This is a genomic window from Pseudoalteromonas sp. S3260 (assembly GCF_005886925.1).
Lineage (GTDB): Bacteria > Pseudomonadota > Gammaproteobacteria > Enterobacterales > Alteromonadaceae > Pseudoalteromonas > Pseudoalteromonas tetraodonis.
In genome coordinates this window covers 77,342-100,132 of sequence record NZ_PNCV01000010.1, presented here as the reverse complement: position 1 = coordinate 100,132, position 22,791 = coordinate 77,342, and the positions used below count along the sequence as shown (strand labels likewise).

Genomic DNA, 22,791 nt, shown 5'->3' with positions numbered 1-22,791 from the left:
AACGGCGGCTTTAAATCAGAATATTTAACTTTATATAATGCTGTGGTTATTAAACTTTATAAAGCTTGTTCAAGTTCAGGTAATACATCAAATAAATCAGCAACTAAACCGTAATCAGCCACTTGGAAAATAGGCGCATCTGAGTCTTTATTTATGGCCACAATAATTTTTGAGTCTTTCATGCCTGCTAAATGCTGAATTGCACCACTAATACCCACCGCTATGTATAAATTAGGCGCTACAATTTTACCTGTTTGGCCTACTTGCATGTCGTTAGGGACAAAGCCTGCGTCAACCGCTGCACGTGAAGCGCCAATTGCAGCTCCCAGTTTATCGGCAATACCATTAAGTAGCACAAAGTTTTCACCATTTTGCATGCCTCGACCACCTGAAATAACCACATCAGCTGCGGTGAGCTCTGGGCGTTCAGACTCAGTTTGCTCAACACTTACAAAGCTACTTAACTGTGAATCAGAGACCGTATCTAAGGTTGTGACATTAGCTGGTGCTTGTTCGCCTTGTAAATCAAAGCTACTTGCACGCACGGTGATCACTTTTTTATTATCGAGTGATTTAACCGTTGCTATGGCATTTCCCGCATAGATTGGGCGTTTAAACGTGTCTGCGTCAATAACATCAATAATTTCTGAAATTTGTGCAACATCTAATGATGCGGCAACACGCGGCATAAAGTTTTTACCTGTCGTTGTGGCACTTGCCACGATATGGCTATACTCATCTGCAAGTGATAACACTAGATCTGTCATGCTTTCAGCAAGTTGATGTTCGTACACCGCGTTATCTGCAAGTAATACATTTGTAACACTCTCGATGCTCGCAAGTGACTCACTCATGGCACCTAAGTTTATGCCAGCTAACAATACATCGACATCAAAGCCTAATTTTTTAACGGCGTTAATGGTTTTTGAGGTTTCTGGTTTTAAGGCACCGTTATCGTGCTCTGCAATTACAAGAGTTTTCATTTAAATCACCTTTGCCTCTGTTTTAAGTTTTTCTACAAGCTGTGCAACGTCTTCAACAATAATGCCGCCGCTGCGTTTTGCTGGTTCTTCTACATGAACGACTTCAATACGCGGTGTTAAATCAACACCTAGCGAATCAGCCGCTATAACTTCTAACGGCTTACGTTTGGCTTTCATAATATTAGGTAGCGACGCATAACGTGGCTCATTCAAACGTAAATCGGTGGTGACTATTGCGGGTAAATTAAGCGCAACAGTTTGCAAACCGCCATCAACTTCGCGGGTTACATTCACTTTGCCATTTTCAATAACGACTTTTGAAGCAAATGTACCTTGGCCGCGATTAGTTAATGCAGCGAGCATTTGGCCTGTTTGATTATTATCAGAATCGATAGATTGCTTGCCTAAAATAACCAGCTCAGGAGATTCTTGCTCAACCACTTTCGCAAGTAACTTTGCAATATGGAGAGATTCTAGGTTTTGCTCGGTTTCAACATGAATCGCTTTATCAGCGCCAAGGGCAAGTGCTGTGCGTAATTGCTCTTGTGATGCTTTAGCGCCAATAGTCACAACAACCACTTCGCTTGCAGTACCCGCTTCTTTTAAACGAATCGCTTCTTCTACCGCAATTTCACAAAATGGGTTCATTGCCATTTTTACGTTTGTTAAATCAACACCGCTGTTATCAGGTTTAACGCGAGCTTTTACGTTGTAATCAATCACTCTTTTTATTGGTACGAGAACTTTCATAGGGACTCCATAATTATTTAAACCTATAAGCTAACGTCTACGTCAACCTATTTATTTTATGAAATCAGACTACTTCCTGTTGACGTAAACGTCAACCTAAAATAACCTTAAACTATTCACAACCTGTAACGATTAATTTGCATAACAAAGAAACAGGTTGCTTAGCTTACTTTTTGCCAAATAATGCAAAGGTGAGTCCGTCATAGATAAAGAGGTTATTATGATTGAACGCGAAACCATGGAATTTGATGTAGTTGTTGTAGGGGCAGGTCCTGCGGGGCTTTCAACAGCAATTAAACTCGCGCAGCAAGCACAAGAAAAACAACAAGAGTGCATGATATGTGTAGTTGAAAAAGGCTCAGAAGTGGGCGCGCATGTATTATCGGGTGCTGTTTTTGAAACCAAAGCATTGGATGAACTACTGCCAAACTGGCAAGAATTGGGCGCGCCTGTTACGACTAAAGTCCAAAGCGATGAAATTTATTGGTTTAATAACGAACAAAAAGCAACCTCAATTCCTCACTTTGCTACACCAAATACATTTCATAATAACGGTAACTACATTGTTTCTATGGGGAATGTATGTCGTTGGCTTGCTGAGCAAGCAGAAAACTTGGGCGTTGAAATATTTCCAGGCTTTAGTGCTCATTCACTTATTATTGAAGATGATGTTGTTAAAGGCATTATTACCGGTGATATGGGGCTGGATAAAAACGGTGACGAAAAAGACGGTTACATGCCGGGTATGGAGTTACGTGCTAAATACACGGTATTTGCTGAGGGCTGTCGCGGCCATTTAGGTAAGCAACTGATCAATCAGTTTGCTTTAGACGATGAATGCTCGCCACAGCATTACGGTTTAGGCTTTAAAGAAATTTGGCAAGTGGATGAATCTAAACATCAGCTTGGTAAAGTAGTTCACGGAACCGGTTGGCCATTGAGTGGCGATACTGGCGGTGGTGCTTTTATGTATCATAGCGAAAACAACCAAGTGGTGGTTGGTTTAATAGTTGATTTAAATTATTCAAATCCACATTTAAGCCCATTTGATGAGTTTCAGCGCTTAAAACACCACCCGGTATTTAAAAACACCCTCGAAGGGGGTGAGCGTATTGCTTATGGTGCGCGCGCCATTGCCAAAGGCGGTTTACACTCTTTACCTAAAATGCATTTCCCGGGTGGCTTGTTAGTGGGCTGTGAAGCAGGCACGCTTAATTTTGCAAAAATTAAAGGTAATCATACGGCTATGAAGTCAGGCATGATAGCCGCTGAGGTCATTTTTAATGCGCTACAAAACGATTTAGCTAACACTGATTTAACCCAGTACACCGCTGAGTTTAAAAAGTCATGGGCGTATAAAGAGCTGTATCAATCTCGAAACTTTGGCCCTGCAATGCATACATTAGGTAAATTTGCAGGCGGTGCATACAACACCCTTGATCAAAACATATTTAAGGGTGCCCTACCGTTTAGTTTTAAAGATAACGTACCCGATCACGCCACTTTAAAAGACGCTGATCAAGCTGAAAAAATTGCCTATCCAAAGCCTGATGGCAAACTCAGCTTTGATAAGCTTTCTTCGGTATTTTTATCAAACACTAATCATGAAGAATCGCAGCCGTGTCATTTAAAACTCAAAGATGCATCAATTCCGATTAAGGTAAATTTAGTTAAATTTGATGAACCTGCACAGCGATACTGCCCTGCCGGCGTTTATGAAGTACAAGAAGTCGAAGGCGAGCAAGTCTTTGTGATCAATGCACAAAACTGTGTGCATTGTAAAACCTGTGATATTAAAGATCCGAACCAAAATATCACCTGGGTCACCCCTGAAGGTGCTGGCGGTCCTAACTACCCCAATATGTAACAACCTTTCTAAAGAAATTATAAACTTATCCTAAATTGCAGGGGCTTCGGCCCCTTTTTTGCGCTATGCTGTTAAGTAATATGAATAAATGAGAGTGTGTTATGGCGTCGTCGAGTGTAATTTTTCGTTTTTTAGCAGAGCCTACCGATGTAAATTTTGGTGGTAAGGTGCATGGTGGTGTGGTCATGAAGTGGATTGACCAAGCAGGCTATGCCTGTGCTGCAGGTTGGAGCGGTCATTACTGCGTAACCGTATCGGTTGCGGGCGTTAAGTTTAGCCGTCCTATTTTGGTTGGCCAAATTGTTGAAGTGGAAGCAAAAATTGCACACACCGGTAAAACCAGTATGCAAATTTTCATACAAGTACGCTGTGGCGACCCTAAAACCCAAAACTTAGTTGAAACTAATCATTGTGTAATAAGTTTTGTTGCTATGGATGAGACGGGCTACCCTGTTGCCGTTCCTGAATTCACATCTGTTACTGACGAAGATAAAAAGCTAGAAAATTACGCCATTAAAATGAAACAAATAGCGATAGAAACAGAAAACTTACTTTATCAAGTTTAATTAAGTACCTTTTGCAGGTATGTATAAACTACAACAAGCTGTAAATTCTACAATTTTTATTTTTTTACAAATTAACAGTACGCTTAACAGCTGGATGTTTTGCGTACTTAAACCACCAAAAAAGTTCAATAAATACACTTTAAGAGAAAATATTGAACAAAAAAATTATTGGCATGTTCACTGCAATTAGTAAATCGACGTTTGATAAATCTATCGAACATTAGATTTTATTTTTTAAAGGAGCTATACAATGATTAAAACACTTTCTCTCTCTGCACTTGCTTTAGCAACACTGGGTTTTAATTCAGCAGCACAGGCTGATGTTACCGACATGGACTCTCCACGTATTTATACGGGTATTGGTTACGGCCAATATTCATTTCAGTTTGAAGATAGCGAAAACGACACCGATTTCGATGACGATGCGCAAATGTTAAAAGGTTATATCGGTACTCAATTTAATGAACATTTAAGTCTTGAGCTTGCCTATCAAAATTTTGATGAAGTGAGTGACATAGACAGTAAAGCAGAAATTGATGGGGTATCACTAGCAGCGCGTTTTGCAGCGCCAATCACTGAAGACTTTTCTGTTTATGCAAAAGGTGGTTGGTTTGAATGGGATGCAGACGTTACTCAAGAGCTACCGGTTGGCAGCGTAAGCGCATCTCAAGATGGCGGCGACGTATTTTACGGTGCAGGTATTGAATATGCATTTACAACCAATATGCAAGTGCGTTTAGAGTATGAGCGTTACGAATTAGAAGATGATATTGATCCAGAAATGGATGTTGCGTCAGTATCATTCCAATACATGTTTTAATAACAACTCAATAGTTGCAATCTAAGGGTAAGGCTAGGTTTAGCCTTGCCCTTTTTTATTCCATATTTAAACCAATCAGTCTATAACTCCTCTCCTAATTAAGCTAATGCCAGCAACATTAATTAAAGGTAGAATAACGCTCTATTTTTTCTATAACCGAGCATTATGAGCGATTATCAAATTTCGGCTATTGGCCATATTCAATCACCGTATAAACAAAAGTTTGCCATTCCTAGACAACCTCGATTAGTGCCCGAAGCTAAAGCTAAACTTATTTTTGCTCCAGATTTTAATCGTGAAGAATTTGTTCGTGGTTTAGATGAATTTAGCCATATTTGGCTATTATTTCGTTTTCATGAAACCGCAGATAAAGGCTATTCAGCAATGGTGCGCCCGCCGCGCCTTGGTGGTAATGAACGTAAAGGCGTTTTTGCCACACGCGCTACATTCAGACCTAACGCTATAGGGATGAGTGCTGTTAAGTTAGAGGGAATTGAATACAAAAATGGGCAGTTAGCGTTATTGCTCGCCGGTATTGATTTACTTGATGGTACACCTATTGTTGATATTAAGCCTTATTTGCCCTATTCAGACGCTTTACCTGATGCCAGTGCAGGCTTTGCCGACACGCGCCCTGAAACTCACATGAGTGTTGAATTTAGTGAGCAAGCTTTGGAATTTATAAATAAACAAAGCCACTATCCTGAGCTACAAGCGTTTATCAGCAATGTGCTAAAACAAGATCCTCGCCCAGCGTATAAAAAGCAAAAACAAGGCATGCAAAGTTATGGTATGAATTTGTATGAATACAACATTACCTGGCAAGTGACTGACTCTCATCATCTGGTTACTCATATAGAGCCCAGTTAAACTAACTTTAAAACCCTGCTATAGCTATAAAATGCGATAAAAAATCACTTAGCGCTTTAGTGTCAATGCATCCGCTGGTAAACTGAGCGCCTTAATTAAAAGAACATATTACTCTATTTCGGAAAAAACATGCGTACTAGTCAATATATACTCGCTACACTTAAAGAAACGCCATCAGATGCGGAAATTGTATCGCATCAATTAATGCTTAGAGCCGGAATGATCCGTCGCGTCGCTTCGGGTTTATACACTTGGCTACCCTCTGGTTTACGTGTGCTTAGAAAAGTAGAAAACATTGTACGCGAAGAAATGGATAAAGCAGGCGCAATTGAAATGCTAATGCCAGTAATTCAACCGGCTGACTTATGGGAAGAGTCTGGCCGCTGGAGTGAGTTTGGTCCAGAGCTTATGCGCTTTACCGATCGTCACAATCGTGAATTTGCCATGGGCCCTACCCATGAAGAAGTGATCACCGATTTTGTTCGTAAAGAAATTAACAGCTACAAACAACTACCAATTACTTTGTACCAAGTACAAACTAAAGTACGTGACGAACGTCGCCCACGTTTTGGTGTTATGCGTGCCCGTGAATTTACTATGAAAGATGCCTACTCATTCCATTTAACCGATGAATGTTTAGATGCAACGTATCAAGTAATGCACAAAGCCTACTGTAATATTTTTGAACGTTTAGGCCTTGATTTCCGCCCAGTAATTGCAGATACAGGCTCTATTGGCGGTAGTGTATCGCATGAGTTTCACGTACTTGCTGAATCTGGCGAAGACGCCATTGCTTTTAGTGATGCCAGTGACTACGCCGCTAATATTGAAAAAGCAGAAGCGCTAGCGCCAATTGAATCGCGCCCTGAAGCAAGCAAAGAGCTAAAAGCATTCCCAACGCCTAATGCTAAAACAATTAATGAGCTGAAAAAACACTATGGTGTAAAACCACATCGCGGTGTTAAAACACTGATTGTTTATGGCGCCCCTGATGAAGACGGAAAACGTGGCTTAGTTGCACTAGTACTGCGTGGCGATCACGAGCTTAATGAACTTAAAGCTGAAAAACACCCACTGGTTGCTGCACCATTAGAAATGGCAACCGAGGCAGATATTGTGGCTGCCATTGGCGCAAAACCGGGTTCTTTAGGCCCTGTTGGCTTAAACATGCCAATTATTGTTGATAGAACGGCGAATGTAATGGCTGATTTTGTAGCTGGCGCAAACAAAGACGATGAGCACTTTAGTGGTATTAACTGGGATCGCGACGTAACAGACTACGAGGTTGCTGATATCCGTAATATTGTTGAGGGCGATCCTAGCCCGTGTGGTCAAGGCACGTTGCAAATTAAGCGCGGTATTGAAGTTGGTCATATTTTCCAACTAGGTACTAAATACTCAGAAGCAATGAAAGCAGGTGTATTAAGCGAATCGGGTAAAAACCAAACAATGACTATGGGTTGTTATGGTATTGGTGTATCGCGCGTAGTTGCCGCTGCCATTGAGCAAAATAACGACCAATACGGTATTACCTGGCCTAAAGCCATCGCCCCTTTCGATTTAGCAATTGTGCCAATGAATATGCATAAATCGCATCGTATTCCTGATATTGCTAATAATCTATATCAAGGTTTGAAAGATGCAGGTTTAGATGTGCTATTTGATGACCGTAAAGAGCGCCCTGGTGTTATGTTTAACGACATGGAATTACTCGGTGTACCTTACACGCTTGTCATTGGTGAGCGTAACCTTGATGAAAACAAGGTAGAACTTAAAAACCGCCGCACTGGTGAAAAGCTAATGATAGATATTGATAGCGCGATTGAAACAATCAAAAATCAATTTAATGCATAAGCTTAAAATTAATTAAAAAAACCGCTGTATGATTTTTTCATACAGCGGTTTTTTATTAATTTCTGTAAGCCAAGCTCGATTTTTTAAGTACTCATTTCAGCACTAAAACCTAATAATAATTAATTATCTAAACAACACATCTTCACGGTTAAACCATTTCACACAAAATGCCAGGAGTGCCCCTGCGATGAGTGCTGTTGCTAGGAATATCAATCCCACCAGCGTGTAATCAACGGTGCCTTTAACAATTTCTTTAATCGCTAAGGCGACGTTAGTTACCGGAATAAACGCCGTTTTAGAAGTCAGTTCCATGTTAGGCATTATTGAAATAATAATCGGGAAAAACACGACCATACTTAATGGCGTCATGTAATTTTGCGCTTCTTTAAACGAGCGTGCATAGATTGATATTGCCAGAGCTAATGCAGAAAAGGTTGCAGCTATAGGCAATAATAAGACAAAAATCATTAGTAAGTCTGTGATAGCCAATGTACTAAAAGCGGCTTTGATAAATTCAAGATCAGCAAAAGCCAGCGCTAAGGCTATCCAACACCCCATACTAATAACGGTTATCGTGGTTGATGCAATTGACGTAGTGAGTAGAGTAATGAATTTACCCAATACTAGCTCGGTACGAGTAATAGGTGTAAGTAATAAAGTTTCTAAGGTACCTCGTTCTTTTTCACCGGCCCCTAAATCAATAGCTGGATACGTTGCGCCTACCAGTACTAACGGAATAAGTAGATAAGGTAAAAACCCACCCACTTTTTCACCTAGGTTTTCGCGCTTATCGGCAGTGTCTACTTTAACTACATTAACTGGCTTTAAAATAGATTCTTGTGCGCTTTTATCTATACCAAAGCTCAATAATTTACTTTCTTGTAAAGTATCGCTGTACTCTTTAGCAAGCTCTTTGACACGCTCAAATAAGAAGTTAATTGATTTTGAATCATTAAATACAACTTGCCATTCGCTTTGCTTTTGCTCATTTAATGTTTTCACTGCATCACTTGGCAGGTATATTCCCATGTCGATATCGCCGGCGTTTACACCAGCTTTTAGCTCCTCAATACTGTTGAAGGTTTTATCACCTTTATATAACTCAAAGCTTTTGTGATAAAACACTTTATCAGTAAATTCTGGTGCATAGTCGCCATTGATAATCACATAGGTATTTACTTTTTGTTCAGCATCAAGCGCAGCTTGCGAGGATATAAACGCAACCACAGCAAATAACAACGGGAAAACTACAATAGGAAATACCACCACGAACAATAAGGTTTTTTTATCGCGTAGTAGCTCGGTTAATTCCTTTTTAAATACTTCAAACATCATGTTTCTCCGTTAAAATGTTCATAAACGCTTGATTTAATTCTTCACTGTTGCCTGCCTGTTTAAATTCAGCAAGCGTGCCATCAAAACAACTAACGCCTTCATTAATCACCGCAACGCGGTCACATAAAAGGGCTACTTCATCCAAATGATGCGTAGAAAAAATAACAGGAGTACCTTGTGCTTTTAAGCCTTTAATAAAGTTGATCACCGTTTGGGTGGTCATAATATCGAGGCCGGTAGTTGGCTCATCGAGAATAACAACGTCTGGGTTATGTACCACAGCACGCGCAATGTTGGCTTTTTGCTTCATGCCGGTTGATAAGTTTTCAGCACGTTTATCAATAAATTTATGCATATCAAGTAAGGTAAATAACTCTTCACAGCGTGCCTTAATAGCCGGCTTGCTCATGCCGTGCAGTTTTGCAAAGTACTCTATGTTTTCTTTTACCGTTAAACGACCATATAAACCAGTAGAGCCGGATAAAAAACCGATAGATTTACGCCCAATGAGTGGCTTTTTAATTATGTCATTTCCTGCAATAGTAATACTGCCATCATCAGGTTTTAAAGCGGTAGAGATCATTCTTAATGTTGTGGTTTTGCCTGCACCATTAGGCCCTAAGAGCCCTAATACTTCGCCTTTTGCACAGCTAAAGCTGACATTTTTGACCGAGTGAAAATAATCTTTATCTTCACGGGGGTCTATATCATCTATTTTATTTTTTTTATGATCTTTAGTGAGCTTAAATTTCTTTTTAAGCGCGGTAACTTCTATCATTTTCGTGTCCTTCGTTTCGGTCTAAAATAGTCCGTGTTATCGTAAAATGATGGATTGTTATTCTCATCACACCAACCAGGAACACCTAATAAAGGTAAAGGTGAAAGCTGTTTGTTATCGGCTAAACAATCATCAGTTTTAATCATCTCATAAAGGCGCTGATCTAGGTACTGATATTGCGTTACTAAATCTTTACAAAATATTTCATCGGGTACATTTACAAATAAGGCTTTGCCTGTGAGCCCAATATAAGGTTTGGTCAACATTTCGTAATTAGCGTGGCCAAACATGAATGGCGCTATAGTTTTACCCCACTGCTCTCTATGCGTTATAAATGCTGTTTTCCATTGGTGGTCTCTTAAGCATTCTTTCCAATTTGAATCACTAATAGCTAAAACTACGCCACACTCGTCAAACAGGGTTAATGCGTTACGATGTTTACTGCGTTGTTTTAAACCATGGACTGCTATTTCATCTACATGACGCTGATTTATTAAGGCTTTTGTTTTTGGAAATAAACACCAAATAAAACCACCAAACAGATCATGCCAGTTTTGTTGTCGGGTGGGCACGTCCCCTGTTTCAAAAATGACTTGTTCATAATAGCGCTCAGCAAAATCAACCTTGGCATCATCGACAAAACGAATGGGGAGATTATTAGCATTGATGGCGTTTAAATACGGGGTAAAGTACGCAGGCTCAGGCCAGTCTGTTAGCTGATCTATTTTAAACAGCTGACGAAGGTGCTCAAATGCACCTCCATTTATACTCGTTACTTGAAATTGTTCTGGGGGAGTAAAACGCTTCATTGTTACCTTTACTGTACATTTTTATCAGCAACAGTTTACCGCAAAAACTGGTTCTAATTAATAGAAGTTCATATACTAACGCCACTTAGAACAAAAAAAGAGCCAATATGAAACGTTATTTTTCTTTGACCCTAATAACAACGGCAATTTTAGCCGGCTGTGCAACAACAAGTATCACATCTGATGATGTCGCTAAAGGCTACAACAGCATTCAAGCGGATGAAATTGCTAAGCATGTAAAAGTGTTAGCTTCAGATGAATTTGGTGGACGTGCTCCTTCATCTGAAGGTGAAAAGCTTACACTTGATTACTTAACAAAAGAATTTACTGCTTTAGGCTTTGAGCCGGGTAATGGCGACAGCTTTTTCCAAGAAGTGCCGCTTGTATCGTTAGAAGCAGACTCTGATATGGTGCTTAATATTGGCGGTAAAGACTACCAATACAAAAAAGACATGGTTATGGGCAGCAGCCGTATTAGTGCGCAAGAAGGAATTGAAAACTCGGAGCTTGTATTTGTGGGCTACGGTGTTAACGCACCTGAATATAACTGGAATGATTACGAAGGCCTAGATGTTAAAGGTAAAACCGTTGTTATGCTGGTAAACGATCCGGGTTTTGCAACTAAAGATCCTGCTTTATTCACCGGCGATGCAATGACCTATTACGGGCGCTGGACTTACAAATACGAAGAAGCAAGCCGTCAAGGTGCTGCTGGTGCTATTATTATTCATGAAACTGCTCCAGCGTCTTACCCTTGGTCTGTGGTTGAGAACTCATGGAGTGGCGAGCAATTTGGTTTCGTAAAAGAAAACAATAATATGGACCGTGTTGCTGTTGAAGGTTGGGTTACTGTTGATGTAGCAAAAGAGCTTTTTTCTAAAGCAGGCCTTAATTTTGAAACCGCCAAAGCAAACGCTGCCAAAGGTGCTTACCATGTTGATATGGGCGATTTAACAGCCACTGTGAATGTAAAAAACACCATCAAAAAATCGGTATCTTATAACTTTATTGCCACTCTTCCTGGTAGTAAAACACCCGATGAGCATATTATTTACTCTGCGCATTGGGATCATTTAGGAACGGATAAAAATCGTAAAGGCGATCAAATTTATAATGGTGCCCACGATAACGCAACAGGTACAGCCGGTATGATAGAAGTTGCCGAAGCCTTTACCAAACTAGGTAAACGCCCTGACCGTTCAATGACCTTTTTAGCGGTAACCGCTGAAGAGCAAGGTTTATTAGGCTCGAAATATTATGCTGCGAATCCAGTTATTCCAGCTAATAAAACCGTTGCAAATATTAATATGGACAGCTTAAACCTATTAGGTAAAGTAAAAGATATTAGTGTGGTGGGTATTGGTAAATCACAAATGGATGAGCTATTAGCAACTGCGGCCAAAGAGCAAGGCAGAAAAGTATCGGGCGACCCTAAACCATCTTCAGGTGGTTACTACCGCTCAGATCACTTTGCCTTTGCTAATATGGGTGTTCCTGCCATGTATGCCGGTGGCGGTACACAAGCGTTTGATGAAGAAACTGCAAATTACCGTAAGCGTATGAGCTTAGTACTGCGTGGTTGTTACCACCAACCTTGTGATAGATACCGTGATGAGTGGGATTTATCAGGTGCGGTTCAAGATTTACAATTATTTTATAAAGTAGGTTTTGATATTTCACAACAAACTCAGTGGCCTACGTGGAATGAAAACTCAGAGTTTCAACGTAAAAAGTAACTACTGCGACAACACGTAAATGATATTGATTATCATTTAATTAAATAGTACAGTGCGATCTCATTCTTTAATTAGGTCGTACTGTATGTTTTTAACATCCCATTTAGGAGTTATTTCGCCAGCTGCAAAACGTGTTTTTCATCAAAATAAACGCCTAATTTTACCTCTGTTAATTTTAGTCTGTTTAGCCCTGCCCGATTTACGCGCCATAACAATTACTGCACTGAGTGATGCTTTTTTTCAAGTCAGTGTGTTTGTTGTTGCGACCTTATTTATTTACTACTACGCGATTGATCATTTACCCCAACTAGAGCTTCGTTACCTAAATGCTAAGTCACCGGTATTAGAGGTCAGCTTTGCTGCTTTTTTAGGCATGTTACCAGGCTGTGGTGGCGCGATTATTGTGGTGACTCAATTTACAAAAGGCCAAGCTAGCTTTGGCGCAATTGTTGCTGTATTAACGGCCACTATGGGTGATGCCGCGTTTTTATTGTTAGCGACTCGCCCTACCGAGGGTTTAACCATCATGGCAATAGGGTTTGTGGTTGGCTCAGTAACGGGTTTAATCGTCAACACACTTCATAAAACAGGCTACTTATGCCCAACTGATCAAAAGCACACACCACAGGTTACCCTTTTACCGACGAAAATAATTACGCTCAGTAAGCCTATTTGGTACATCGCTATTATTCCGGGGTTACTCATTGCCTTTTTACTCGCTTTTAATATTGATTTGAGCCAATTTGGGCAGTACACCACATTCACTGTTACTCATTTTGGCGCATTAATGGCGTTGTTTGTCGTATTTATGTGGGCGTTATCTTCAAAAGGTGAAAGCTATAAAGAAGTAACCTCAGAAGATGATATATGCAGTCCACCTTCAAAACTCACAAAAGTACTGCAAGATACGCATTTTGTAACCGCGTGGGTGGTTGCCTCCTTTATATTATTTGAACTACTGGTGACAGTGTTTGGCCTTGACTTAAAAACATGGTTTTTAAATTATGCTTATATGGCCCCGCTCATAGCGGTATTAATTGGTTTTTTACCTGGCTGTGGCCCGCAAATAATTGTTACCACTTTATATATTCAAGGGGTTATTCCGTTTAGCACATTAGCGGCCAATGCCATTTCCAACGATGGCGATGCGCTTTTCCCAGCCATTGCCATGACACCTAAAGCGGCTATTATTGCCACACTATATACCGCAGTCCCGGCGTTATTAGTGGGTTATGGACTGTATTTTTTCAGCTAAATTGAACTACCTTTTATTGAATTAATTTACTTTCAAGATATAAAAAACCAGCTAATTAGCTGGTTTTATTTATTCATATTAATAATTTAATGAAAAAGATTAGCGCATTGCCATCATCATTTTAGCTGGCTGCTCTAAGTATTCTTTCCATAAATTATTAAAGCGCGCGATAGTGCCGCCATCAATTACACGGTGATCCCCTGACCAACTTACTTGCATAATTGCACGCGATACCACTTGCCCTTGCTCGTCAAAGCGCGGAAGGTGCTGTAATTTACCTAAGGCAACAATCGCCACTTCTGGCTTATTAATAATTGGCGTAGCTATAGTGCCACCAATCGCACCTATATTCGAAATACTAATAGTACCGCCTTTTAAATCATCTGGTGCTACGCGGCCTTCTCGAGCTGAATCGGTAAGCTGAGTTAAACTGTTAGCAACCTCTACAATACTTTTAGTTTGGCAAGCCTTAATGTTAGGCACTAATAAACCGACTTTAGAGTCTACTGCAACCCCAATGTTATGATCGTCATAGTAAGTAATTTCGCTACAATCATCATTTACTTTTGAGTTAAGTACTGGGAATTGACTCATTGCCAACGATAACGCCTTAATAAAGAACGGCATCATAGTTAACTTAACACCCTGTGCTTTATATTGCTCTTTAAGATCAGTTCGAAGTGCAATTAAATCAGTTAAGTCAATTTCATCACTATAGGTAAAATGTGGAATAGTAGAAACCGATGCCACCATTTGTTTTGCCATGGCCGCTTTAATGCCTTTAATCGCTTCTGTTCGTGTTCCACCCGAACTAGTCGCGTTACTCTGAGTCGTTTGTGGCTTGTTAAGCTCAGAGGTATCCATGCCAGATGGCACTTCATTTTTTATAAACGCCTCAATATCTTGTTTATAAATACGGCCATTTTTACCACTACCTGGTACGCAGGTTAAATCAACGTCAAGCTCACGCGCTTTACGCCTAACCGCCGGTGATGCAACCGCTTTTTTGTTAACTATTGCAGTTTGCGTTTGCTTAGCAGGTGCGTCTGACGTTGCGTTACTTTGTGCTTTTACAACTGCTTGGTTAACATCAACGTCTTCTTTTGCGACTTGCCCTGCAACCGTCATTTGAAATAATGGGCTATGCACCTTTGCAATTTCACCTTTTTGATAATACAGCTTTTGCACTGTACCTGTGTATTTAGCCGGTATTTGTACTAATGCTTTATCGGTCATTACATCACAAACGGCTTGGTCTTCTTCTATTTCATCGCCCTCTGCCACTAACCATTCAACAATTTCACACTCAACAATACCTTCACCAATGTCGGGTAAAATAAAGTCTTCTAAGTGTTCACGAGTACTTGTTGGTGAAGAAGCTGTTTGAGTCTCTTCACTAGGCGCTTCACCGGCAACATCCATTGCAAATAACGGCGCATGTACTTTAGCAATATCGCCTTTTTTACAATGCAGCTTAGTGATCACCCCATCGTGTACCGCTGGAATTTGCACTAAGGCTTTATCTGTCATCACATCACAAATAGGCTGATCTTCTTTTACAGTGTCGCCTTCTTGTACCAGCCATTCGACTACTTCGCATTCAACTATGCCTTCACCAATGTCGGGTAATATAAAATCTTTAGCCATGGAAACCCCTAAAAGTTCACTGATTGTTTAATTGCGGCCATTACTTTTAATGCATCTGGAACATATTCTTTTTCGAGCGCCAGCGGGTATGGCGTATCTAAACCACACACACGTAAAATAGGCGACTCTAAATGCAGAAAACACTCTTGAGCGATGGTTGCGGCTATTTCTGCGCCAAAACCGTTAGTAATAGGTGCTTCATGACTAACAATAAGACGGCCTGTTTTAGTCACTGATTTAGCAATCGTTTCAACATCCCATGGTAAAATACTGCGAAGGTCAATCACTTCACAGCTAATGCCCTGTTCACTGGCTTGCTTTGCCGCTGCTTCTATAATTTCCATTTGTGCACCCCACGCTAATAAAGTAACGTCAGTACCTTCTTGAACCACTTCAGCTTTACCAAGTTCAATGCTGTAATCTTCTTCAGGCACTTCACCAGTTGAAGCGCGGTATAAACGTTTGGGCTCAAAAAATAGCACTGGGTTGTCGTCTTTAATACACGCACGCAGTAAGCCTTTAGCTTGGTACGGGTTACGCGGCACAACAATTTTTAACCCTGGCGTGTGAGCAAAGTACGCTTCTGGCGATTGCGAGTGATACAAACCACCAGCAATACCGCCACCGTAAGGTGTACGAATCGTTAGATTACCCACATTAAACTCATTACCACTACGATAACGAAACTTAGCCGATTCATTCACTATTTGGTCAAACGCAGGAAAGATGTAATCAGCAAATTGAATCTCTGCCAATGCAGGTGCACCAAAGGCTGCCAAACCATTAGCAAAGCCTAAAATACCTTGCTCTGTGAGCGGGGTATTGAATACGCGATGCTTACCGTACTTTTCTTGTAACCCTGATGTTGCTCTAAAAACACCGCCAAAATAACCCACGTCTTCACCAAAAATACACGCTTGAGGATGTTCATTCATGGTGATATCTAAAGCAGAATTAATTGCATGTAGCATGTTCATTTTAGCCATTACTTAATTCTCCCTGCTGTTGTTGGGTAGGCGTCTGGATGTGCTTTTATATGCGTTTTAAGTTCATCATATTGACGTTGTAAAGATGGAATTGGCGTATCGTAAACATCTGAAATTAGCTCTTCTAACGCCGGCTTATCAATTACTTCAGCGCGTTTTAGTGCCGCTAAAATATCATCACGAATTGTTTCTTTCGCTTTGATATCTTCTGCGTCATCTAACCAGTTTTGTTTTACTAACCATTTTCTAAAGCGCTCAATTGGGCATGTTTTATAGTTTGCTTCTTCATCTTTTGAACGGTAACCGCTTGGATCATCTGATGTTGAATGCGCACCTAAACGATACGCTATCGATTCAATTAATACCGGTTCACCTTGTGTTGCAGCAATTTCGCGGGCTTTTTTAGTAGCCGCGTAAACGGCGAGCGCATCACTGCCATCAACACGAATAGTTTTAATACCATAACCCACACCACGCGATGCAATCCCATCGCCTTTAAATTGCTCATCGGCTGGGGTTGAAATAGCATAACCATTGTTACGTGCAAAAAAGATAACCGGTGCTTTATGTACTGCAGCCATATTTAAGCCTGCATGAAAATCACCTTCTGAAGCAGCCCCTTCACCAAAATAACAAATAGTAACGTTATCAATAGTACTTGCTAGTTCACCTGTTTTAGCATCAATGTGTTTTACTTTTTGACCATATGCGTAACCCGTAGCCTGTGGAATTTGTGTTCCCAAAGGTGATGAAATGGTCATGTAGTTAAGTGCTTTAGAACCATAATGGATCGGCATTTGACGGCCTTTACCTAAATCTAATTCATTAGAAAACATTTGGTTCATAAATTGATCAAGGGTAAAACCTCGATAGTGTAAGGCTGCTTGTTCACGATATTGCGCCATGATCATGTCATCTTGATCAAGGGCTGCAGCAGAGGCTGTTACCGCGGCTTCTTCTCCTAAACACTGCATGTAAAAGCTAACACGCCCTTGGCGTTGAGCACCCTGCATACGTTCATCCAATAAACGAATAAAACGCATGGTTTCGTATAATTTAATAGCGGTGTGTTTAGAAATATCAGGTGCAGGAGCACTAGGATGAATGTCGCCGTCCTCAGTTAAAATACTCAGGGTTGGAATATTAAGTGCGTGGCCGTCAATAAACTCAAGCTCATGATTAATATTCAGCGATACGTTATTGGGATTACTCATAACCTACCTTCTTTTGTTGTCGGTATCACAGCGCCCCTTTGGATTATTATTATGGGTGATAGTTGCTGAATAAACTTTGCAACATCTGCACTGTATTTAATTAAAGCTGCCAACACTTTACGTTAACGTAAAGTGTTATTCAACAAAACTGTGACCAAAGAAAAGTAAATAATGAGCAAAAAACTGGCAAGTTAACTATACATATAATTAACCACTTATTAATCAGTTGGTTAAACTTTCATAACAAGTGGTCTGATGTGTTGATTTAGCTAAAGCGGCTATCCACTTGCATAGGGACTACTGTAAGTAATGCACGTTGCCCAATGGCAACCTGTGCGTTAGGAAAAATAATTGCTTCCCCTTCTACGTCGGCATATATGGCATTATCGCCATCGGTGGCTAAAAGCTCACCCTTTGCAAACCCTGTAAAATTCTCGGCATCGTCAGAAAACGGAAAACTAAAGTTTTGCTCTGTGCGGTTAATAGTACGATGAACAGAAAACAACTCAAAGTCGCTTGCATTAAATTCTGGGTATTTTACTTCTTTTTGGCTAATTAATGCAGTTAGAGTTTGTTTTGTTTTTGCAAAGCGTGACATGTCGTTTTCACCAAAGGGTTTCACTTGCCCAAGCTCTACAGTAAATGAGTCAGCCCCATGCACAAACGACGAATAGTAGCTAAACGTGGTAGCAGGCGACTTCATCATCAATACTGTATTTACACCACAGCTTAATAAGAACTGCAGTTGCGACTTTTTCCAAGGCTTGCCATGTAAAAATGGGTAAACAGCAAATTTTTCGTTTTTAGAACCGCGAATAGCGGTATGTAAATCATAATGACAGCGATACGTACCCTGCTCTGAACGCGCATAAAAATCGCTAACATATTGCTCAAGTTTATCAGCGCGAACGCGTTCGTCGTTCATCGCTATACCATCAACAGTGTGGTGGCCGTTAAACAAGCGGTTTAAGTTCTCTTCTACAAATCGTTTACCAATATTAATTGACTGAGGATTACCAAAAATAAATAAAACACGCTGTTGTAATTCAAGTTGCCCACTAATAATGTGTTTAATGAGTTCATCGCAAATTTCAATGGGGGCTGTCTCATTGCCATGAATGGCACTGGATAGCACCACATTTTTTGAGGTTATACAATCTGGTTCAAATTCAATTACTCCGGTATCGTGTATGGTTACTTTAGTCTGGTTGTTAAGCGTAAATTGACCTGCCTCTAAATGCCATTCATGGTTACGCGAAAGCGTTAAAAAATCACCATCTTGTTTTAATTGATTAATATATTCTGAAGTGGCTGACATCACTATAAAGCCCTTTTTGTTTTATAAATTATAGATACAAAAACGGCTGATAAAATCAGCCGTTTTTAGTTGTAATTGCATATTAGCTAATCACTGAATCAACCAGTTTTTTAGCTTCTTTTTCTAATAAGGCTAAGTGCTCTTCGCCTTTAAATGATTCTAAGTAAATTTTATAAATATCTTCCGTACCTGACGGACGCGCCGCAAACCAGCCGCTTTCAGTTACTACTTTTAAACCACCAATTGCCGCATTATTACCTGGCGCATGAGTAAGTTTTTGTAAAATGGCTTCACCCGCTAAGGTATCTGCTTTTACGTCATTTGCACTGAGCGCTTTTAATCGTGATTTTTGCTCAGGCGTTGCCGGCGCATCTAAACGTTTATAAAGTGGCGCACCAAACTCTTGTTCTAGCTCTTTATATAACGCAGACGGTGTTTTACCTGTAACTGCAAGAATTTCAGCGGCAAGTAGCCCCATGATAAAGCCATCTTTGTCTGTACACCAAACGCTGCCATCAAAACGTAAAAAAGCAGCACCAGCACTTTCTTCACCACCAAAAGCCAATTTACCTTTATTTAACCCCTCAACAAACCATTTAAAACCAACCGGCACTTCTTTAACTTTACGGTTATTACGCTCAGTGACTTTATCAATCATTGAGCTAGAAACGAGGGTTTTACCAATTTCAACACTGGCATCCCAGTCACGATGTGTTAGCAAATAATCAATGGCTACCGCTAAAAAGTGATTTGGGTTCATTAACCCATCTGGTGTTACTATGCCATGGCGGTCATAATCAGGGTCATTACCTATCGATAAATCAAAATCATCTTTAAGGGCAATTAAATTCGCCATTGAATAAGGCGATGAGCAATCCATACGAATTTTGCCATCTTTATCAAGCGGCATAAATGCAAAACGCGGATCAACACTGTCATTCACAACGGTTAAATCTAGATTATATTTTTTAGCAATCACTGGCCAAAAGTTAATGCCTGAACCACCTAATGGATCGATACCAATTTTAATACCTGCATCACTAATCGCTTTTAAATTAATAATGTTTTTTAAATCATCAATATAAGGCGTCATTAAATCTTCGTAGCGAATAAAACCAGAACGTGAAGCTTTAGCAAAAGGAAACAGTTCTACTTCAACTAAGTCTTCTAATAATAATTGATTGGCTCTGTCTTCAATACATTTTGTAACGTCTGTGTCTGCAGGACCGCCATTGGGCGGGTTATATTTAAAACCGCCATCTTCTGGTGGATTATGAGATGGAGTCACTACAATGCCATCGGCAAGCTCATTAGGATGATTTTTATTATAACTAACAATAGCATGGCTAATAACTGGCGTTGGAGTAAAGTCACCATTTTCTTGGGTGATCACTTGGACTTCATTAGCAACCAACACTTCAATTGCTGAGTTAAAGGCCGCCTCGCTCAGTGCGTGGGTATCTTTACCTAAAAATAACGGACCAAATATATCGTTCTGTTTTCTATAATCACAAATAGCTTGGGTGATTGATAATATGTGTGATTCGTTAAATTTTACATCGTAGGCACAGCCTCGATGCCCTGAGGTGCCAAATGCAACACAATGCTCGGGGTTTTGCTCTAAGTCAGGCTCATTTAAATAATACGCAGACACTAACTTTGGTACATTCACTAAAGCCGATTGTGGTGCAGTTTTACCTGCGCCGGAATGAATTGCCATGGTCTTTCCTTAAAGATAATCACGAATTTTTTCAGCTTGCTCGTTGCTATAGCCTAAACTAAGTGCAACTTCATGCAGCATCATTTTTTTACGCGTGGTATTAGAATTGGTCATCACCCAATATTCACTGTCAGTGATATTTTTTGGGTTCATACTACTACCGCTATTCACTAAGTCTTCTTTACTGGTCGCGAAGTAAACACGATCTCGACCTTTAATATCTAGCACCGCAGAGAAGTCTGTTTTATGCGTTCGATAAAATGCACTTAAAATAAATAAAAAACGACCTACAACGCCTTTTTGCATCGCCAATTCTTCTTTATTTAAAATATTAAATACGTTTGCATTTTTTTTATTTACCGGCGGTTTTGCCACTTGGGTTGGCTGTTCAACGTCTGCTATAGGTTGTTCAAGTGATGAATTAGACACACTAACGGTTTCATTTTTATGATCAGTGTCTAGTTTAGTGGTGGTAATTTTTTCGCCGTTGAGATTTAATAAACGACGTAAAATAGTGGATGCACTCTCACCAATACTCTGTGTATTGCTTGCAATGTACTGATATAACTCGTCGTCTATGTCGATTTGTTTCATGTTCTTCCTGTCATTACGGGTCACATTTTTCTTTCGATATGATTATACCCAAATCACCTCAAGATGCGAGCGTCGTTGGAATTAAAAGCGATATTAGGCAAGACAATATTGCAAATAATAGTCGTTCTATTATTAAAAGTTATGACGAGTATAAATCGCTTTTAAACCCTCACTGCCTTAACATAACTATAATTAATAATGACCAAATAATCAGAGAGCTAGGTATTTTGCATCCAGCGTTTAAATAATACCTGTATTTTTTGCTTTTTAGGGTAATGCTCGGCAAACTATGCGCAAAATTGAAGGAGACGTCTATGCAATTAAATTACAAACAAATTGGTCAAGGTCCAAATGTTATTTTGATCCATGGACTGTTTGGCTCTTTAGAAAACCTTAATGTGATTGCAAAGCCATTAAGCGAGCATTTTTGCGTAACCAATGTTGATTTACGTAATCATGGCCTTTCGCCCCACAGCGATGAAATGGATTATACTGAAATGGCTAATGATGTTGTTGAATTAATGACGGCATTAAACATACAAAAAGCGCATCTGGTTGGGCACTCTATGGGCGGCAAAGTGGCGATGCAAATAGCACTGAGCCATACTGATTTAGTCGATAAACTAGTGGTTCTTGATATTGCGCCTGTGAGCTACCCTGCGCGCCATACTCAAATACTTGAGGCTTTAAATGCAGTAAAAAATGCAGATATTAGTGATAGAAAGCAAGCTGATTTAATAATGCAACCGTATATAGAGGAGTTAGGTGTACGTCAGTTTTTATTAAAAAGTTTATATAAAAATGATGATGGGCACTTTGTTTGGCGCTTTAATTTACCTGTGCTCGATGATAAATATTCAACTATTACCGCAAACATTAATGCAAATAATTCTTGTTTGTGCGAAACTCTGTTTATTAAAGGTAATGACTCTGACTACATTTTAACCGAGCATCGCGAAGCGATTAATGCGCTGTTTAAAAACGTCAGTGCAAAAATCATTCATGGTGCGGGTCATTGGTTACATGCCCAAAAACCACAGGCTGTAAACAAAGCAATCAATGATTTTTTAACTGCAGTTTAATGTTATTTTTATGGCGTGTTTTTGATTTATCACACTAAATAATTAAAGATTTATGTGCTATAGTACGTGCCGTTTAATTTAAAGGTTATACGTCGATGGTCAGTCAGTTTATTAACGAATTTGATACCTTAGGGTTGTATTTTGGCTTATCAGGTATTTTTATTTTTATCGGCTTGGCAATTAAAGACGTACTGAAAAGCGGCAATGTGCCTAAATTTGGTCGTTATATTGTGTGGCTGGTACTCTTTTTAGGTTGCTCTGGCTTTATTGCCAAAGGACTTATTCAGGTATTTTGGCAAGGTGCGGGTGTAGGTTAAGCATGGCCAAGTCAGAAACAGATAGAACAACGCTTGATTTATTTGAATACGAAAAACGTCCAGGAAGACCTAAAACTAATCCCCTTCCTCGGGATATGCAGTTAAAGGTTAATAAACGTAATCAAATAAAAAGAGATAAGGCACGTGGTTTAAAGCGTGTTGAATTTAAAGTTTCGTCACAGCTGTATCAGGCACTGAGTGATATGGCAGATGCACAAAATATTAGCCGCAGTGCGTTGATCGAAACAATTTTACAAGAAAGATTGGCTATTGATAGATAAAAGGTTTAA

Annotated in this window: 21 protein-coding genes; 10 read left to right on the top strand and 11 right to left on the bottom strand. The window is 39.9% G+C overall.

Features of this window, described 5'->3' with window-relative positions:
* Nucleotides 1–56: 56 nt before the first annotated feature.
* Together CWC14_RS02175 and CWC14_RS02170 are read right to left on the bottom strand one after the other, a co-directional pair.
* Nucleotides 57–983: an electron transfer flavoprotein subunit alpha/FixB family protein gene (locus CWC14_RS02175; protein WP_138561005.1), complete on the bottom strand. Its 927-nt coding sequence runs from the start codon at nt 981–983 to the stop codon at nt 57–59.
* Nucleotides 984–1,733 (bottom strand): electron transfer flavoprotein subunit beta/FixA family protein, encoded by a 750-nt coding sequence (locus CWC14_RS02170; protein WP_076921329.1) that lies wholly within the window; start codon nt 1,731–1,733, stop codon nt 984–986.
* Between the two features lie 220 nt (nt 1,734–1,953).
* Here CWC14_RS02170 and CWC14_RS02165 point away from each other — a divergent pair, with 220 nt between their 5' ends.
* The 5 genes from CWC14_RS02165 (at nt 1,954) to CWC14_RS02145 (ending at nt 7,710) form a co-directional block, all read left to right on the top strand.
* Nucleotides 1,954–3,600, top strand: a complete 1,647-nt coding sequence (locus CWC14_RS02165) for an electron transfer flavoprotein-ubiquinone oxidoreductase (RefSeq protein WP_076921332.1) — start codon at nt 1,954–1,956, stop codon at nt 3,598–3,600.
* Nucleotides 3,601–3,701: 101 nt separating this feature from the next.
* The gene (locus tag CWC14_RS02160; RefSeq protein ID WP_024602547.1) at nt 3,702–4,166 is read left to right on the top strand and encodes an acyl-CoA thioesterase; all 465 of its coding nucleotides are present in this window, start codon (nt 3,702–3,704) and stop codon (nt 4,164–4,166) included.
* A 250-nt stretch (nt 4,167–4,416) separates the two neighbouring features.
* Nucleotides 4,417–4,986, top strand: a complete 570-nt coding sequence (locus CWC14_RS02155; RefSeq protein ID WP_055012103.1) for an outer membrane beta-barrel protein — start codon at nt 4,417–4,419, stop codon at nt 4,984–4,986.
* A 165-nt stretch (nt 4,987–5,151) separates the two neighbouring features.
* On the top strand, nt 5,152–5,856 hold the full coding sequence (gene tsaA / locus CWC14_RS02150; protein WP_090492532.1) for a tRNA (N6-threonylcarbamoyladenosine(37)-N6)-methyltransferase TrmO: 705 nt from the start codon (nt 5,152–5,154) through the stop codon (nt 5,854–5,856).
* Between the two features lie 129 nt (nt 5,857–5,985).
* Nucleotides 5,986–7,710 (top strand): proline--tRNA ligase, encoded by a 1,725-nt coding sequence (locus CWC14_RS02145; protein ID WP_076921336.1) that lies wholly within the window; start codon nt 5,986–5,988, stop codon nt 7,708–7,710.
* Nucleotides 7,711–7,833: 123 nt separating this feature from the next.
* On the opposite strand, the gene CWC14_RS02140 is transcribed toward CWC14_RS02145, so the two are convergent.
* The 3 genes from CWC14_RS02140 to CWC14_RS02130 are packed head-to-tail and all read right to left on the bottom strand — an operon-like array spanning nt 7,834 to nt 10,632.
* Nucleotides 7,834–9,042: an ABC transporter permease gene (locus CWC14_RS02140; RefSeq protein ID WP_138561027.1), complete on the bottom strand. Its 1,209-nt coding sequence runs from the start codon at nt 9,040–9,042 to the stop codon at nt 7,834–7,836.
* Entirely contained in the window at nt 9,035–9,823 is a 789-nt protein-coding gene (locus CWC14_RS02135; RefSeq protein WP_138561003.1) for an ABC transporter ATP-binding protein, read from the bottom strand. Before CWC14_RS02135 ends, CWC14_RS02140 begins: the two co-directional genes overlap by 8 nt.
* Nucleotides 9,820–10,632, bottom strand: a complete 813-nt coding sequence (locus CWC14_RS02130) for a DUF3025 domain-containing protein (RefSeq protein ID WP_138561001.1) — start codon at nt 10,630–10,632, stop codon at nt 9,820–9,822. The genes CWC14_RS02135 and CWC14_RS02130 overlap by 4 nt, the downstream gene beginning before the upstream one ends.
* Nucleotides 10,633–10,739: 107 nt before the next feature.
* Between CWC14_RS02130 and CWC14_RS02125 the strand changes: the two genes are divergently transcribed.
* Together CWC14_RS02125 and CWC14_RS02120 are read left to right on the top strand one after the other, a co-directional pair.
* Nucleotides 10,740–12,368 carry a M28 family metallopeptidase gene (locus CWC14_RS02125; RefSeq protein ID WP_138560999.1) on the top strand — a complete coding sequence of 543 codons (1,629 nt, stop codon included), beginning with the start codon at nt 10,740–10,742 and terminating at the stop codon, nt 12,366–12,368.
* Nucleotides 12,369–12,453: 85 nt separating this feature from the next.
* Nucleotides 12,454–13,623: a putative manganese transporter gene (locus tag CWC14_RS02120; RefSeq protein WP_138560997.1), complete on the top strand. Its 1,170-nt coding sequence runs from the start codon at nt 12,454–12,456 to the stop codon at nt 13,621–13,623.
* 99 nt (nt 13,624–13,722) lie between these two features.
* Here the strand turns inward: CWC14_RS02120 and CWC14_RS02115 are convergent, their stop codons facing one another.
* From CWC14_RS02115 to seqA, 6 genes are all read right to left on the bottom strand, one after another.
* Nucleotides 13,723–15,270, bottom strand: a complete 1,548-nt coding sequence (locus tag CWC14_RS02115; RefSeq protein WP_138560995.1) for a dihydrolipoyllysine-residue acetyltransferase — start codon at nt 15,268–15,270, stop codon at nt 13,723–13,725.
* Between the two features lie 8 nt (nt 15,271–15,278).
* Nucleotides 15,279–16,256, bottom strand: coding sequence for an alpha-ketoacid dehydrogenase subunit beta (locus CWC14_RS02110; RefSeq protein WP_013464999.1), 978 nt, complete (start codon nt 16,254–16,256; stop codon nt 15,279–15,281).
* A complete protein-coding gene (locus CWC14_RS02105) occupies nt 16,256–17,470 on the bottom strand; it encodes a thiamine pyrophosphate-dependent dehydrogenase E1 component subunit alpha (RefSeq protein WP_064662492.1) in 1,215 nt (404 codons plus the stop codon). Before CWC14_RS02105 ends, CWC14_RS02110 begins: the two co-directional genes overlap by 1 nt.
* A 265-nt stretch (nt 17,471–17,735) precedes the next feature.
* Complete coding sequence (gene astE / locus CWC14_RS02100; protein ID WP_138560993.1) at nt 17,736–18,788, bottom strand: succinylglutamate desuccinylase; 1,053 nt, start codon at nt 18,786–18,788, stop codon at nt 17,736–17,738.
* 82 nt (nt 18,789–18,870) lie between these two features.
* On the bottom strand, nt 18,871–20,508 hold the full coding sequence (pgm, locus tag CWC14_RS02095; RefSeq protein ID WP_138560991.1) for a phosphoglucomutase (alpha-D-glucose-1,6-bisphosphate-dependent): 1,638 nt from the start codon (nt 20,506–20,508) through the stop codon (nt 18,871–18,873).
* Nucleotides 20,509–20,517: 9 nt separating this feature from the next.
* A complete protein-coding gene (seqA, locus tag CWC14_RS02090; protein ID WP_028835192.1) occupies nt 20,518–21,102 on the bottom strand; it encodes a replication initiation negative regulator SeqA in 585 nt (194 codons plus the stop codon).
* Between the two features lie 314 nt (nt 21,103–21,416).
* On the opposite strand from seqA, the gene CWC14_RS02085 reads away from it, so the two are divergent.
* From CWC14_RS02085 to ybfE, 3 genes are all read left to right on the top strand, one after another.
* The gene (locus CWC14_RS02085) at nt 21,417–22,184 is read left to right on the top strand and encodes an alpha/beta fold hydrolase (protein ID WP_008113779.1); all 768 of its coding nucleotides are present in this window, start codon (nt 21,417–21,419) and stop codon (nt 22,182–22,184) included.
* A gap of 95 nt (nt 22,185–22,279) precedes the next feature.
* Entirely contained in the window at nt 22,280–22,501 is a 222-nt protein-coding gene (locus tag CWC14_RS02080; protein WP_138560989.1) for a DUF2788 domain-containing protein, read from the top strand.
* 2 nt (nt 22,502–22,503) lie between these two features.
* The gene (gene ybfE, locus CWC14_RS02075) at nt 22,504–22,782 is read left to right on the top strand and encodes a LexA regulated protein (protein WP_008113775.1); all 279 of its coding nucleotides are present in this window, start codon (nt 22,504–22,506) and stop codon (nt 22,780–22,782) included.
* Nucleotides 22,783–22,791: the final 9 nt, after the last annotated feature.